Here is a 14,102-nt window from a genome sequence, read left to right as displayed (position 1 = left end):
CGCATGCATCCGGTCCTCCTGACCGTGGGCACCTTGCGCGTGTTCAGCTACGGGGTCCTCATCGCCCTCGGCGGCGCGCTCTCCTGCCTCATCTGGTGGGCCAAGCGCGGGCGGATGGGGCTGCGCAGCGAGGACGATTTCTGGCTCCTGGTCAACGTCGTCCTCTTCGGGGGCTTCCTGGGCGGCCGCGGCCTCTACATCATCGAGTACGTCCCTTTCCGCGGCCCGGAGCTGTGGTCGGCGGTCCTCTCGTTGAGCCGGGGTTTCTCGGTGCTGGGCGCTTTCGCCGGCGTCATAGGGGGTGTCTGGCTGCTGGCGCGCAGGCGCGGCATCCCGTTCTTGAGGCTGCTCGACTACGTGAGCCTGGTCGCCCCCTTCTGGCACGTCTTCGGCCGGCTGGGGTGCTTCGCGGCCGGCTGCTGCCACGGCCGGCCCACGCAACTGCCCTGGGCGGTGCGCTTCACGGACCCCGTCTGTCTGGTCGACAGGGCCCTGCTCGGCGCGCCGCTCCATCCCACCCAGCTCTACGAGGCTTTCGGCGACGCCGGCATCTTCCTGGCCCTCTGGTCTTACGTGGTTCCCCGCCTCGAGACCGGCCGGCTGGGCTTCGGGACCCTCAGCGGCCTCTACTTCGCGGCCTACGGCCTGCTGCGCTTCGGCGTGGAGTTCTTCCGGGGCGACACGGTCCCCGGGATCCTCGGACTGACCGGTGGGCAGCTCCTCAGCCTGGGCCTGCTCGGCGCGGGCCTGGGCCTGGCCGCCTGGGCCAACAGGAGACCATGCACCCCATCCTGATCTCGCTGGGGCCTTTCCACCTCTCCACCTACGGCGCCGCCGTCGCGGCCGGCTACCTGGCGGCCATCCTGTTCCTCAAATCCCGGATGGAGCGGCTGAAGCTCGACGAGAAGGGGTTCTGGCGCCTCATCTACTGCCTGTTCTTCGGGGCGCTCTTCGGAGGCAAGCTGCTCTACTGGGCCGTGTCCTACCGGGAGCTGCTCGACGGCCGGCTGAGCCTGGTCGGAGACTTCCGCTTCGGGTTCGTCTTCTTCGGCGGCCTGCTGGGCGCTTTGGCCATGGGCTACGCGGCGAAGCTCTGGGTGGGGCTGGATTACTTCGCCACGGCCGACTACGCGGGGGTGGCCCTGCCTTTCGGCCAAGCCTTGGGACGGCTGGGCTGCCTAGCCGCGGGCTGCTGCTACGGCCGGCCCACGTCCATGCCCTGGGGCATCGTTCTGGGAGGAGACCCGGGCAGCGTGACGCCGCGCGAGCTGTGGGGCGTCCCCCTGCATCCGACCCAGCTCTACGAGTCCGCGGCCGACGCCGCCATCGCCGTCTTCCTGCTCAAGGCCCTGCTGCCGCGCGTCGAGCGCCGGGAGCTGGTGCCGGGCACCGTGTTCCTCGCCTACGTCGGTCTCTACAGCGCGGCGCGCTTCGTCATCGAGTTCTATCGCTTCGACGACCGGGGCGCCTCGTGGCCGCCTTTCTCCATCTCTCAGTGGCTGGCCCTGGCGGGGATCGCGGTCGCCGTCGTGATCATGACCCGGAGGGGGGTAAAGCCGATATGAGACAAGTCCCGGAGTCCTTCGTCGCGGAAACCCCGCGCCAGCGGCTGGATCTGTTCCTGGCCGGGCATTTCCCTCATCTGAGCCGCAGCCATCTCAAGAGGCTGATCGCGCTGGGCGCGGTGCGGGTGGGCGGCGAGCTCGCCGACGCCGACCGGCGCCTGCACGTCGGGGAGGCCGTGGCCGTCGAGTTCCCGGCCCCGGAGTGGGCCGAACCCTACGGGAGGTTCTCGGACTGGGTGCTCCATGAGGACCGCGCGCTGCTGGTCCTCAACAAGCCGGCGGGCCTGCTCATGCACCCGTTGGGCGCCAGCTGGCTCGCGGCGCCCGAGGCGGCGCTCTGCGAGACGGAGCCCAATCTCGCCGGCATCCTGCTGCGGCAGCGCCCGGGCATCAGCGCGGCCGGCACGCCCCGCTGCGGCATCGTGCATCGCCTCGACCGGTGCACGAGCGGGGTCCTGCTCGTGGCCAAGACTCCGGCCGCCTCGGAGGCCTTGATCGGCGAGTTCAAGGACCGGGAGGTCTCCAAGACCTACCGCGCGGTGGTGCGGGGCCAGTGGTTGGAGAAGCGGGCCAGCGTGGAGGCGCCGGTGGGCCGCAAGCCGGGGCATCGGCGGATCATCGCCACGCCTTTCGGCAAGGAGGCGTCGACCGGTTTTTCCGTCCTGGAGTCGTGCGCGGCCGGGGCCTGGGTGGAGGCCCTGCCTTTGACCGGCCGGACTCATCAGATCCGGGTGCATCTTGACCTCCTGGGCCATCCGGTGATGGGAGACCAGGAGTTCGACAGGCCGCGGTCGGGAGAGCCCGTGCCGCCGCGGCTCATGCTGCACGCCTACAAGATCGAATTCGCGCATCCCGCCACGGCCCGGCCGGTCCGGTTCCTGGCCCGGGTCCCCGAGGACATGCGGCGGTTCTGGGCCGCCTGCCGGAAGGCCTAGGCCCAATGCCGGTCACTTAGCGGCACGCAGTTTTTGTGCTATGACGAAAGACGGCGACTTGATGTGCCAATTTTTCATATTTTCCCATCACTTCTAGCCCCTCCACCTCCAGCGCTGGAGGTATTGCTAAATTTATCGTTATTCCATAAATATAATCAGTATTTCAGGTCGCCATCCAGATCACCGAGACTTCGGCCCAATACTCTCTCTTCCTGCTCTCGCGGCGCATGGCGCCACGAGCCGCGCGCGAAGTGACCCAGCACTCAGAATCCTCATAGGGTCGGCGCGACAGAGGAATATCGTCGCGCCGGCCTCGGAACCCCTACGGGGTTCCGAGGGTCTTAACGGCAGCGGCCGACGGAAGCGGACCTTAAGTGACCGGCATTGGGCCTAGGCCCTCCGGCCCGAGGCGTTGGGCCTGAAGGCACTGTCCTCCCGGCTCCGGCACGGCTAAACTAGGAGCATGAACAAGATCCTCCTGGCCGCAGCCGCCGCGCTCGCCGCGATCGCCGTCTCCCCTCTCTCCGCCGCCGAATTCAGCCTCGACACCGCCGGGCTCCAGGACGTCAAGGATTCGGTCTCCAAATTCAAGGACCAGAAGGCTCCGGCGCCGGTGGACAAGGCCCCGGTGCAGAAGCTTTTCGACCGCCTGGCCAAGGACGGGCCGGCCTATGTTCGTTCCCAGGAGACGCCGGACGGAGGCGCGAGGACTTTGCAGGTGACCTTGGTTGAGGTGGCGGGCCCGCCGCAGGAAGAAGGAATGATGCGGGACCTCGTCTACCGGCGCTATTTCAGCCACCTCGAGGGAGTGGAGGAGTCGGTCCGGCCGCAGGCGGACGGCACCGGGGCGCTGGAACGCTACACCTATATCGTCTCTCTGGACGGGAAGCTGCAGTCCGTCAAGCGGGTCACGGCGAAGATCCTGGCCATCACGCCCCAGGGCCTCGCGGTGGTGGATGATAAGAGCGTGCACCAGGAAAGCCTACCGCCCGCCGACCCCCAAGTCCAGAAGCGCTGGAAAAACATCAGCGCCGAGCTCCTCACCATGGGCCGGACCATCGAGGTCTAGCCCCTCCCCGAACTGGCGAGCCGAAGGCTCGCCCGCTCTGCGTCCTTAGCGGGCGTGGACGCCGCTGAGGTGCTTGAGGAAGGTCCGCACGGCCCGGTTCTCGCGCCGCGTCTTGCGCACCAGGACCCCCAGGGGCCTGGTGAGCTTGTGATTCGTGAACCGGCGCACGCAGAGGCTGCCCGCCTTGGCTTCGGCCGCCACCGTCGCCTCCGGCACGATGGCGACTCCCATGCCGCTGGACACCGCGCTCTTGATGGTCTCGATGTTGTCGAACTCCATGCGCACCTTCGGCCGCACCTTGGCCGCGCGCAGGACCTTGTCCAGGGCCTTGCGCGTGGGGGTGCCCCGGTCGAAGGCGACGAAATCCTGCCCCGCCAGGTCGCCCAGGCTGACCGTCTCCTGCCGGGCCAGGGGATGGAGCTTGGGCAGGGCCAGGACCAGCTCCTCCTCGGAGAGGGGGATGGTCTGCAGGTCCCGGCGCTTGACCGGATAGGCCATGATGCTCAGGTCCGCCCGGCCGCGCAGGATGTCGTCGCAGATGCGGCTGGCTTTCTGGTAGTCCACCTCCACCTTGACCTCGGGATGACGCCGCAGGAAATCCTTCAGATAGCGCTGGAGCACGTAGGTGCCCACGCTGTAGATGGCCGCGATGCGCAGCCGCTGGTCGGATTCCGGCGCGGCGGAATGGATGCGCGCCGTGATGTCCTCGTAGGCCGCCACGATGCGTTTGGCCGTGCGGTAGAAGATCCGTCCCGCGGGGGTCAGCTTGAGCTGGCGGCTGCCGCGGTCCAACAGGGGGCGGCCCACGGATTTTTCCAGGTGTTTGAGCTGCTGGCTCACCGCCGACTGGGTGAGGTAGTTGAGCTCGGCCGCCTTGGAGAAGCTCCCGGTCTCGATGAGGTCCCGGAAGATGCGCAGAGATTCTAGATGCATGAGTCCGATTCTATCAAACTATTAGAGCGTCTAATAGGGGCATAAGTAGGATTCGATTCCCAGGGCGGGCCAGTCCATGTTATGATGGGGCCAGACCATCACGGAGGACCCCGCCCCATGAGCCTCAGCGCACTCGCCAGAGCCATCGCCGAATCGCCCACCTTGAGCCTCAACGAGACCGCCCGGGCCCTCCGGGAGAAGGGCGAGGCCGTCATCCACCTGGGCGGCGGCGAGCCCAAGAACAAGGCGCCCCGCAGCGCGGCGCAGGCCTGCGCCGCCAAGCTGGAGAGCGGCGACGTCAAGTACACGCCCACCTCGGGCGTGCCCGCGCTCAAGCAGGCCATCGTCCGCTACACGGCGGAGAACTACGGCTGGACCGTGGGGCCGGGCAATGTCATCGTCTGCGACGGGGCCAAGGGCGCGCTCTTCAACGTGCTCTTCGCTTTGCTCGACCCCGGCGACGAGGTCGTGGTCCTGGCGCCCTACTGGGTGAGCTATCCGGAGATGATCAAGATGGTGCGCGGCGTGCCCGTCATCGTACGGCCGCCGGAGGGCGGCTTCATCCCGAGGCTCCAGGACATCGCGGCCGCGGTTAGCCCGAAGACCAAGGCCGTCATCGTCAATTCCCCCAACAACCCCTCCGGGGCCGTCTACCCCGAGGCGCTCATCGCGGGCCTGGTGCGCCTCTGCGAGGAGCGCGGCCTCGCCTACATCTCGGACGACATCTACCACAAGCTGGTCTTCGACGGCACGGTGCCGGCATCGCCCTACAAGTCCACGGACCGGGACCCGGAGTCCACCAAGATCATCTCCATCAACGGCATCTCCAAGCTCTACGGCATGACGGGCTTCCGCATCGGCTGGGCCGTGGCCCCCCAAGCCGTGGTGAAGGTCCTGGCCAACATCCAGGCGCAGACGGTCTCCTGCACCTCGGGCCTGCTGCAGGCCGCAGCCGTTGGCGCTTTGAACGGCCCGGCGACCGACCTGGAGGCCCTGCGCGCCGCCTTGCAGGGCAACCGGGACGTCATGCTACGGGAGCTGGCCTCAATCCCGGGGCTCAAGGTCTCCCGGCCGGCCGGGACCTTCTACTGCCTGCCCGACTTCCGGGCCTATTCCGAGGATTCGGCGGCCCTGGCGCGCCTGCTGCTGGAGAAGGCTCTGGTGGTCACGGTCCCGGGCAATGAGTTCGGCATGGAGGGGCATCTGCGCCTGAGCTACTGCACCACGGCCCAGGACATCACCGAGGGCGTCGCCCGCATCAGATGGGCGCTAGATCCCAAGGCCCCCAAGGAGATCCGCATCGGGACCAAGACGGTCGTGAGGGACTGGCTATGAAAGACATCCTGGACGTCAAGAGCGAGCATGGACTGGAAAAGCAAGGGTTCCAGGGCCTCCGGAATGTCTATTGGAACCTGTCCCCCTCGGCGCTCTACGAAGAGGCCATCTCCCGTAAGGAGGGCCGCCTGTCGCACATGGGCGCCCTGCTGGTAGACACCGGCAGGCACACCGGGCGCTCCGCCAACGACAAGTTCATCGTCAAGGAGCCGACCACCGCGGGCAAGGTCTGGTGGGGGGAATACAACCGGCCTTTCGACCAGGACAAGTTCAACGGTCTCTACAAGCGGCTACAAGGCTATCTGCAGGGCCGCGACCTCTTCGTGCAGGACTGTTACGGCGGGGCTGATCCCGACTACCGGCTCCCGGCGCGGATCGTCACGGAGCGCGCCTGGCACAGCCTTTTCGCGCGCAACATGCTCATCAAGCCGGCCAGCAGCGAGGAATACCGGCGCTTCGTGCCGGAGTTCACGGTCGTGGCTGTCCCGTCGTTCCAGGCCGATCCCAAGGTGGACGGGACCAGGTCAGGCACTTTCATCCTGGTCGACTTCTCCCAGCGCCTTTGCCTCATCGGCGGCACGGGCTACGGCGGCGAGATCAAGAAGTCCGTCTTCTCCATCCTGAACTACCTGCTGCCGCTGAAAGGCGTGCTCCCCATGCACTGCTCCGCCAACATCGGCCCGGACGACGACGCGGCGCTCTTCTTCGGACTCTCGGGCACGGGCAAGACCACCCTTTCCGCGGACCCCCAGCGCCGGCTCATCGGCGACGACGAGCACGGCTGGAGTGACGCGGGCGTCTTCAACTTCGAGGACGGCTGCTACGCCAAGGTCATCCGCCTCTCGCCCAAGGCCGAGCCGCAGATCACTTCGGCCATCCGGCGCTTCGGAGCCATCCTGGAGAACGTGCCCTTCGACCCGGTGACCAGGCTCATCGACCTTGACGACGAGTCCCGCACCGAGAACACCCGGGCCTCCTATCCCCTGGACTTCATCGCCAACGCCGTGCCGGAGAAGACCGGCGGGCATCCCCGCAACATCATCTTCCTGACCTGCGACGCCTTCGGCGTCCTGCCGCCCATCGCCAAGCTCACGCCGGACCAGGCGCTCTACCAGTTCATCTCCGGGTACACCTCGAAGGTGGCGGGGACCGAGGCCGGGCTGGGCAAGGAGCCGCAGCCGACCTTCAGCACCTGCTTCGGCGCTCCTTTCATGGTCCAGCACCCGGCGGTCTACGCGGACCTGCTCAAGCGCAAGGTCCTCGATCACGGCGCCACCTGCTGGCTGGTCAACACGGGCTGGGTCGGCGGCCCCTACGGCGTGGGCCAGCGCATCAGCATCCGCCACACGCGCGGCCTGCTCGACGCGGTGCTCAGCGGCCGGCTCCGGGACGCGCAGTTCGCCGCGGACCCGGTGTTCGGCTTCGGCGTGCCCAAGGCCTGCGAGGGCATTCCGGCCGGGGTGCTCAACCCCTCGGACTCCTGGCCCGACCAGGCCCGCTACGCGCAGAAGTACCGGGAGCTGGCGGCCCGTTTCGTCGAGAATTTCAAGAAGTTCGAGTCGGGCTGCCCGGCCGAGGTCCGGGCGGCCGGGCCGAAGCTCTGAGGCCCGCCGCATCCTTACGCCATACCTATTAATTTTGTTAATAGTAGGTCATTGCAACCGGGCCTCCCATAATCTTATACTGATGTAGGTCAGATTCAGAAGCTGACGTTCGTCATGCCGCGCGCGCCCGCGCGCCAGGAGGACGTGAGATGGCCATGACTCAGACGATGAAGTACGAGGCGGATCGCGACGCCGACTTCGCCCGCTGGGCGACCAGCCAGACCGGCGGCGAGAACCTGCGCCACTGCATCCAGTGCGGGGTCTGCAGCGCCACCTGCCCCCTGTCCTTGTACATGGACTACACCCCGCGTAGGCTCATCAATCTGGCTCGCGAGGGCTTCAAGAAGGAGGTCCTGAGCTCCTTCACCATCTGGCTGTGCGCCAGCTGCTACGCCTGCCGGGTGGAATGCCCCAAGCAGATCCAGGTCACGGACATCATGTACGCGCTGAAGCGCCGGGCCATCCAGGAGGGCGTCTATCCCTCGCGCTTCCCCATCCCGGTCCTGGCCAAGGAGTTCGGCCGCATGATCTTCATGTGGGGCCGCGTCAACGAGACCTTGCTGGTCATCGACCTGTTCCTGCGCACCAACTGGTTCAAGTTCCTGAGCATGACCGGCCTGGGCTTGAACCTCATGCGCACGGGCCGCATGTCCTTTTTGCCCGAGCACATCCAGCGCAAGGAAGAGTTGCGCAAGATCCTCGACAGCCTCGACGCCCAAGACAAGCAGGAAAAGAAGGAGGTCGCCAGATGAAATATCTCTATTTCCCCGGCTGTTCCCTCAAGGGGACCGGCAAGGCCTACGAGGAATCCCTCCTGGCCGTGTTCAAGGCCCTGGGCGTCGAGCTCAAGGAGATCGAGGACTGGAACTGCTGCGGCGCCACGGCCTACATGTCCGTCGACGAGGCCAAGTCCTACGCGTTGGCCGGCCGCAACCTGGCCATCGCGGAGCGCGAGGAGCTCGACGTCATCGCGCCCTGCAGCGCCTGCTACCTGGGCCTCAACAAGGCCCAGAAGAGCCTCGAGGACCATCCGCAGATCCGGGCCAAGGTGGACAAGGCCCTGGCCGCCGCCGGCTTGGAATACCACGGCAAGGTCAAGGTCCGCCATCCCCTCGACGTGCTGATCAACGACGTGGGCTTGGACGCCATCGCCAAGCGGATCAAGAGCCCGCTCAAGGGCCACAAGTTCGCGCCCTACTACGGCTGCCAGATCGTGCGGCCCTTCGCGAGCTTCGACGACCAGCACGAGCCGGTCTTCATGGACAGGCTCATCAAGGCCGCGGGCGCGGAGTGCGTGACCTATCCCCTCAAGACCCGTTGCTGCGGCGGCAGCCTCACGGGCACCGTGCCCGAGGTCGGCCTGCGCCTGGCCTACATCATCATCAAGGAAGCCAAGAAGCGCGGGGCCGAGGCCATCGTCACGGTCTGCCCGCTCTGCCAGTTCAATCTCGACGGCTATCAGGACCAGATCGCCCGCAAGTTCGAGGCGGTGGACATGCCCGTCGTGTATTTCACCCAGATCCTCGGCCTGGCGCTGGGCCTGAGCGCCGACGAGCTGGGCCTCAAGCGCAGCATCATCTCCGCCGACGCCGTACTAGCCGGGAGGTAAGCCATGGCCGACAACAACGGGAACAAGCCGCACAGCAACGGGCTGCCGCGCATCGGCTTCTACATCTGCCACTGCGGGTCCAACATCGCGGGCGTCATCGACGTGGCCGAGGTGGCCAAGTACGCGGCGGGCCTGCCCGGCGTGGCCGTCTCGCGCGACTACAAGTACATGTGCTCGGACCCGGGCCAGGAGATGATCGCGGCGGACATCCGCGAGCACAAGCTCGAGCGCCTGGTGGTGGCGGCCTGCTCGCCCAACCTGCACGAGGAGACCTTCCGGAAAGCGGCGGCCAAAGGGGGGCTTAACAGCTTCTACTTCCAGATGGTCAACATCCGCGAGCACGCCGCTTGGGTGCACGAGGACAAGAAGGCCGCGACGCAGAAAGCCAAGGACCTGGCCCGCGCCGCCATCTACCGGGTGCGCTTCCACCAGTCCTTGGAGAAGAAGCAGGTCCCGGTGGACCCCAACGTGCTGGTCGTGGGCGGCGGCATCGCGGGCATCCACGCGGCCCTGACCTTGGCCAACGCGGGCAAGAAGGTGACCCTGGTGGAGCGCGAGTCCACCATCGGCGGCCACATGGCCGCCTTCGACAAGACCTTCCCGACCTTGGACTGCGCGGCCTGCATCCTCACGCCCAAGATGTCCGCGGTCAAATCGCATCCGAACATCACCCTCTGGACCTACTCCGAGGTGGCCAAAGTGGAAGGCTACGTGGGCAACTACAAGGTCACGGTCAAGCGCAAGCCGCGCTACGTCAAGGAAGACCTCTGCGTGGGCTGCATGGAGTGCATCGAGGCCTGCGTCTTCAAAGAACCGAAGTTCGCGGACAAGTTCAACCAGGGCCTGGGCAAGCGCAAGCCCGTGTACATCGACTTCCCGCAGGCCACCCCCAAGGTCGTGATGATCGACCCGGAGACCTGCATCCAGTTCAAGACCGGCAAGTGCAAGAAGACCTGCGCCGCGGCCTGCGACCGCGACGCCATCGACTTCGCCCAGAAGGAGGAGATGAAGGAGCTCAAGGTCGGCGCCATCGTGCTGGCCACGGGCTTCAAGACCTTCGACTCCAAGAAGGCGCCGCAGTACGGCTACGGCAAGTACCCGGGCGTGTACACGGCTTTGGAGATCGAGCGGCTGGTCAACGCCTCCGGGCCGACCTCCGGCGAGGTGGTGGGGCGAGACGGCAAGCATCCCAAGGCCGTGGGCATCATCCACTGCGTGGGCTCCCGCGACGAGAAGACCAACAAATGGTGCTCGCGCGTGTGCTGCATGTACTCGCTCAAGCTCGCGCACCTCATCAAGGAGCACTCCGGCGCCGAGGTGTACAACTTCTACATCGACATGCGCGCGCCCGGCAAGGCCTACGAGGAGTTCTACGACAAGCTCCTCTCCGAGGGTGTGCACTTCATCCGCGGACGAGTGGCCGAGGTCACGGACTGGGCCATGACGCCGGAGGAGGAGGGCAGGCTGGTCCTCAGGGTGGAAGATACCTTGGCCGGCTTTGTGCGCCGCGTGCCGGTGGACATGGTGGTCCTTGCCACGGGCCTGGAGCCCCAGCCCGACGCCCAGGCGGTGCGCCGCATCTTCAACATCGGCTGCGGCAGCGAGGGCTTCTTCCAGGAGCGCCATCCCAAGCTGGCTCCGGTCAACACCTTCACGGACGGCGTGTTCATCGCGGGCGCCTGCCAGGCGCCCAAGGACATCCCGGATACCGTGGCCCAGGCGGGCGCGGCGGCCGCGGAGGCTTTGGTCCTCATCGACGCGGGCCACGTGGAGCTCGAGCCCAACACCTCGCACGTGGTGGAGGAGGAGTGCAGCGGCTGCAAGACCTGCGTGCCGCTCTGCCCCTACACCGCGATCACCTTCAACGAAGAGAAGAAGAAGGCCGAGATCAACGAGGTGCTCTGCAAGGGCTGCGGGGTCTGCGCCGCGGCCTGCCCGTCCGGCTCCATCCGGCAGAACCTGTTCGAGGACGACGAGATCTTCAGCGAGATCGAGGGGGTATTGGCGAAATGAGCAAGCATGTTGAGCCTGCCGCACCGGCCCAGCCGGGGCAGTTCGAACCCCGCATCGTGGCCTTCTTCTGCAACTGGTGCACCTACACCGCGGCGGACCTGGCCGGCGTCTCGCGCCTCAAGTACGCCCCCAACGTGCGCGTCATCCGGGTGATGTGCTCCGGCCGCGTGGACCCGCAGTTCGTTCTGGAGGCCTTCGCCAAGGGCGCCGACGGGGTGCTTTTGGGCGGCTGCCACCCCGGCGACTGCCACTACGCGGAGGGCAACTACAAGACCCTGCGCCGCATGCGCATGCTCGAGCGCATGCTCCGGGACATGGGCATCAAGGACGGCCGCTTCCGCCTGGAGTGGATCTCCGGCGCTGAGGGCGACAAGGTCAGGACCACGGTCAACGACATGACCGCCAAGGTCCGGGCCCTGGGCCCGCTGGACCTGCCCGGCAAGTTCGCGGAGTGGGACAAGGAGATCGAAGAATTGGAGGCGCGCGTCGGCTCTGAGAGCGCGCCGGAGGTGGCCCATGCCCGATAAACCCAAAGTCGCTTTCTACTGGTGCGCGTCCTGCGGCGGCTGCGAAGAGGCCGTGGTGGACCTGGCCGAGGACATCCTCAAGGTCGTGGAAGCCGTGGACATCGTCCTTTGGCCCGTGGCCATGGACTTTAAGAAGGCGGACGTGGAAGCCCGGCCGGACAAGTCCATCGCCGTGGCCTTCATCAACGGCGCCATCCGCACCTCCGAGCAGGAGGAGTGGGTCCGCATGCTGCGCCGCAAGGCGCAGATGGTGGTCTCCTTCGGAGCCTGCGCCAACTCGGGCGGCATCCCGGCTCTGGCCAACCAGTTCAAGAAGGAGGAGATCCTCAAGTATGTGTATGAGGACTGTCCCGGGGTGGACAACCCGTCCAAGACCCGGCCCCAGCTGGAGACCGTGGACCAGGGCCGCACCGTGACTTTGCCCGAGTTCCGCAACATGGTGAGGTCCCTGGACGAGGTCATCGAGGTGGATTACTACCTGCCCGGCTGCCCGCCCACCCCCAAGCTCATCAGCGCCGCGGTCGGCGCCATCCTCGCCGGCAAGCTGCCGCCCAAGGGGACCGTGCTCTCGCCCGACAACTCCCTCTGCGAGGAGTGCAAGCGCAAGGATTCCAAGCCGGCCGACCTGGCCCTGGCCGAGTTCAAGCGGCCGCACCAGGTGCACATCGACCCGGAGAAGTGCCTGCTCGCGCAGGGCCTGGTCTGCATGGGCCCGGCCACGCGCGCGGGCTGCGAGGCCCGCTGCCCGGAGGGCAACATGCCCTGCACCGGCTGCTTCGGGCCGTCCTCGCGGGTGCGCGACCAGGGGGCCAAGTTCATCTCTTCGGTCTTCTCCAACATCGCGCCCAAGGAAGAGAAGGACATCGATGCGGTCCTCGACGGAATACCGGACCCCATCGGGACCTTCTACCGCTACGGGCTTTCCAAGTGCATCCTGCGCCGCAAACTGAACTAGGAGCGATAGAATGGACAAGAAAGTTCAAGAGATCTACGACAAGACCCAGAAGGCGGCCAACCAGCAGTATATGAAGCAGCGGCACGTCGCCATCGACCCCATCACCCGCCTCGAGGGGCACGGCAAGATCGACATCTTCCTAAACGACAAGGGCGACGTGGACCACGCCTACCTGCAGATCCCTGAGCTGCGCGGCTTCGAGGTGTTCAGCCTGGGCCGGCCCTCGGAGGACATGCCCCAGATCACCTCGCGCATCTGCGGGGTCTGCCCCACGGCGCACCACATGGCCGCGACCAAGGCCCTCGACGACCTCTACCAGGTCGAGTGCCACCCGGTCGGCCGCAAGATCCGCGAGCTGGTCTACAACACCTTCATGCTGGAAGACCACGCTTTGCACGTGTACATCCTGGGCGGGCCGGACTTCATCGTAGGTCCCGACGCTCCCAAGGAGCTGCGCAACGTCATCGGCGTGATCGGCAAGGTGGGCCTGGACGTGGGCAAGAAGGTCATCTCCATGCGCCGGCGCCTGCGCGGGATCATCAATTACGCGGGCGGCAAGGTCATCCACCCGGTGCTGGGCCTTCCCGGCGGCGTGGCCAAGGGCATCTCCCCGGACCAGATCGCGGAGTTCAAGCAGATCGCGGCCGAGGGCCTGGAGTTCGCCAAGTTCACCTTGCAGGTGTTCAAGGACATCGTGCTCAAGAACGAGGCCTACGTGAAGCTCATCACCTCGGACGCCTTCACCCACAAGACCTACTACATGGGCCTGGTGGACAAGGACAACAAGGTGAACTTCTACGACGGGGACGTCCGGGTCGTCACCCCGGAGGGCAAGGAGTACGCCAAGTTCCCAATCCGGGATTACCTGCAGCACATCAACGAGCATGTGGAGCCCTGGACCTACATCAAGTTCCCGTTCCTCAAGAACGTGGGCTGGAAGGGCTTCACGGAGGGGGGGCGCTCCGGAGTCTACGCCGTGGCGCCCATGGCGCGCCTCAACGCCGCCGACGGCATGGCCACCCCCGAGGCGCAGAAGGCCTACGAGGAGTACTTCAAGGTGCTGGGCGGCAAGCCGGTCCACCACACCTTGGCCAACCACTACGCGCGCGTCATCGAGATGATCCAGGCCGCGGAGACCATCGTCGCTCTGGTCAACGACCCGCAGATCACCTCCAAGGACTTCCGCACCTTGCCCACCAAGACCCCGAAGATCGGGGTCGGGGTCGTGGAAGCTCCGCGCGGCACGCTGATCCACCACTACGAGACCGACGAGCGGGGCCTCATGCGCAAGACCAACCTCATCGTGGCCACCATCGGCAATTCCGCGCGCATCGCCATGAGCGTGGACAAGGCGGCCAAGGGGCTCATCAAGGGCGGCAACGTGTCCGACGGGCTGCTCAACCAGGTGGAGATGGCCTTCCGGGCCTACGACCCGTGCTTCGGCTGCGCCACGCACACCTTGCCGGGCGAGATGCCCTTGATCGTCACCTTGAGGGACCTCAAGGGCGGAGTCATCAAGGAGATCCGCCGTTAAGACCTCCAGGACCGTCGTCCTGG

The 14,102-nt window shown here is 66.4% G+C and carries 13 protein-coding genes; 12 read left to right on the top strand and 1 reads right to left on the bottom strand.

The window, feature by feature from the left end; translation table 11 throughout:
* Window positions 1–3 precede the first annotated feature (3 nt).
* The 4 genes from NTY77_02345 to NTY77_02330 all read left to right on the top strand — a co-directional run bounded on the left by NTY77_02345 (window position 4) and on the right by NTY77_02330 (window position 3,569).
* Window positions 4–795, top strand: coding sequence for a prolipoprotein diacylglyceryl transferase (locus tag NTY77_02345; GenBank protein MCX5794322.1), 792 nt, complete (start codon window positions 4–6; stop codon window positions 793–795).
* Complete coding sequence (locus tag NTY77_02340) at window positions 780–1,565, top strand: prolipoprotein diacylglyceryl transferase (GenBank protein ID MCX5794321.1); 786 nt, start codon at window positions 780–782, stop codon at window positions 1,563–1,565. The genes NTY77_02345 and NTY77_02340 overlap by 16 nt, the downstream gene beginning before the upstream one ends.
* On the top strand, window positions 1,562–2,500 hold the full coding sequence (locus NTY77_02335) for an RluA family pseudouridine synthase (GenBank protein ID MCX5794320.1): 939 nt from the start codon (window positions 1,562–1,564) through the stop codon (window positions 2,498–2,500). Before NTY77_02340 ends, NTY77_02335 begins: the two co-directional genes overlap by 4 nt.
* Window positions 2,501–2,963: 463 nt before the next feature.
* Window positions 2,964–3,569 (top strand): hypothetical protein, encoded by a 606-nt coding sequence (locus tag NTY77_02330; GenBank protein MCX5794319.1) that lies wholly within the window; start codon window positions 2,964–2,966, stop codon window positions 3,567–3,569.
* Window positions 3,570–3,614: 45 nt separating this feature from the next.
* On the opposite strand, the gene NTY77_02325 is transcribed toward NTY77_02330, so the two are convergent.
* Window positions 3,615–4,502, bottom strand: coding sequence for a LysR family transcriptional regulator (locus NTY77_02325; protein ID MCX5794318.1), 888 nt, complete (start codon window positions 4,500–4,502; stop codon window positions 3,615–3,617).
* Window positions 4,503–4,619: 117 nt separating this feature from the next.
* On the opposite strand from NTY77_02325, the gene NTY77_02320 reads away from it, so the two are divergent.
* The 8 genes from NTY77_02320 to NTY77_02285 all read left to right on the top strand — a co-directional run bounded on the left by NTY77_02320 (window position 4,620) and on the right by NTY77_02285 (window position 14,079).
* Window positions 4,620–5,837 (top strand): pyridoxal phosphate-dependent aminotransferase, encoded by a 1,218-nt coding sequence (locus NTY77_02320; protein ID MCX5794317.1) that lies wholly within the window; start codon window positions 4,620–4,622, stop codon window positions 5,835–5,837.
* Window positions 5,834–7,441, top strand: a complete 1,608-nt coding sequence (pckA, locus tag NTY77_02315) for a phosphoenolpyruvate carboxykinase (ATP) (protein ID MCX5794316.1) — start codon at window positions 5,834–5,836, stop codon at window positions 7,439–7,441. The genes NTY77_02320 and pckA overlap by 4 nt, the downstream gene beginning before the upstream one ends.
* A 155-nt stretch (window positions 7,442–7,596) precedes the next feature.
* Window positions 7,597–8,193, top strand: a complete 597-nt coding sequence (locus NTY77_02310) for a 4Fe-4S dicluster domain-containing protein (GenBank protein ID MCX5794315.1) — start codon at window positions 7,597–7,599, stop codon at window positions 8,191–8,193.
* The gene (locus tag NTY77_02305) at window positions 8,190–9,050 is read left to right on the top strand and encodes a CoB--CoM heterodisulfide reductase iron-sulfur subunit B family protein (protein ID MCX5794314.1); all 861 of its coding nucleotides are present in this window, start codon (window positions 8,190–8,192) and stop codon (window positions 9,048–9,050) included. The genes NTY77_02310 and NTY77_02305 overlap by 4 nt, the downstream gene beginning before the upstream one ends.
* A 3-nt stretch (window positions 9,051–9,053) precedes the next feature.
* A complete protein-coding gene (locus NTY77_02300; protein ID MCX5794313.1) occupies window positions 9,054–11,063 on the top strand; it encodes a CoB--CoM heterodisulfide reductase iron-sulfur subunit A family protein in 2,010 nt (669 codons plus the stop codon).
* Complete coding sequence (locus NTY77_02295) at window positions 11,060–11,590, top strand: hydrogenase iron-sulfur subunit (protein MCX5794312.1); 531 nt, start codon at window positions 11,060–11,062, stop codon at window positions 11,588–11,590. The genes NTY77_02300 and NTY77_02295 overlap by 4 nt, the downstream gene beginning before the upstream one ends.
* Entirely contained in the window at window positions 11,580–12,545 is a 966-nt protein-coding gene (locus tag NTY77_02290; protein ID MCX5794311.1) for an oxidoreductase, read from the top strand. Before NTY77_02295 ends, NTY77_02290 begins: the two co-directional genes overlap by 11 nt.
* A gap of 70 nt (window positions 12,546–12,615) precedes the next feature.
* Entirely contained in the window at window positions 12,616–14,079 is a 1,464-nt protein-coding gene (locus tag NTY77_02285; GenBank protein MCX5794310.1) for a Ni/Fe hydrogenase subunit alpha, read from the top strand.
* Window positions 14,080–14,102: the final 23 nt, after the last annotated feature.

It is taken from the genome of Elusimicrobiota bacterium (assembly GCA_026388095.1).
Lineage (GTDB): Bacteria > Elusimicrobiota > Elusimicrobia > UBA1565 > UBA9628 > UBA9628.
The sequence above is the reverse complement of the archived record's forward strand: the minus strand, read 5'-3'. Positions and strand labels throughout refer to the sequence as shown.

What these genes read in the sequence shown, in the direction of transcription:
- NTY77_02345 (MCX5794322.1), top strand. Translation starts at nt 4, where the DNA reads ATGCATCCGGTCCTCCTGACCGTGGGCACCTTGCGCGTGTTCAGCTAC.
- NTY77_02340 (MCX5794321.1), top strand. Translation starts at nt 780, where the DNA reads ATGCACCCCATCCTGATCTCGCTGGGGCCTTTCCACCTCTCCACCTAC.
- NTY77_02335 (MCX5794320.1), top strand. Translation starts at nt 1,562, where the DNA reads ATGAGACAAGTCCCGGAGTCCTTCGTCGCGGAAACCCCGCGCCAGCGG.
- NTY77_02330 (MCX5794319.1), top strand. Translation starts at nt 2,964, where the DNA reads ATGAACAAGATCCTCCTGGCCGCAGCCGCCGCGCTCGCCGCGATCGCC.
- NTY77_02325 (MCX5794318.1), bottom strand. Translation starts at nt 4,502, where the DNA reads ATGCATCTAGAATCTCTGCGCATCTTCCGGGACCTCATCGAGACCGGG.
- NTY77_02320 (MCX5794317.1), top strand. Translation starts at nt 4,620, where the DNA reads ATGAGCCTCAGCGCACTCGCCAGAGCCATCGCCGAATCGCCCACCTTG.
- pckA (MCX5794316.1), top strand. Translation starts at nt 5,834, where the DNA reads ATGAAAGACATCCTGGACGTCAAGAGCGAGCATGGACTGGAAAAGCAA.
- NTY77_02310 (MCX5794315.1), top strand. Translation starts at nt 7,597, where the DNA reads ATGACTCAGACGATGAAGTACGAGGCGGATCGCGACGCCGACTTCGCC.
- NTY77_02305 (MCX5794314.1), top strand. Translation starts at nt 8,190, where the DNA reads ATGAAATATCTCTATTTCCCCGGCTGTTCCCTCAAGGGGACCGGCAAG.
- NTY77_02300 (MCX5794313.1), top strand. Translation starts at nt 9,054, where the DNA reads ATGGCCGACAACAACGGGAACAAGCCGCACAGCAACGGGCTGCCGCGC.
- NTY77_02295 (MCX5794312.1), top strand. Translation starts at nt 11,060, where the DNA reads ATGAGCAAGCATGTTGAGCCTGCCGCACCGGCCCAGCCGGGGCAGTTC.
- NTY77_02290 (MCX5794311.1), top strand. Translation starts at nt 11,580, where the DNA reads ATGCCCGATAAACCCAAAGTCGCTTTCTACTGGTGCGCGTCCTGCGGC.
- NTY77_02285 (MCX5794310.1), top strand. Translation starts at nt 12,616, where the DNA reads ATGAAGCAGCGGCACGTCGCCATCGACCCCATCACCCGCCTCGAGGGG.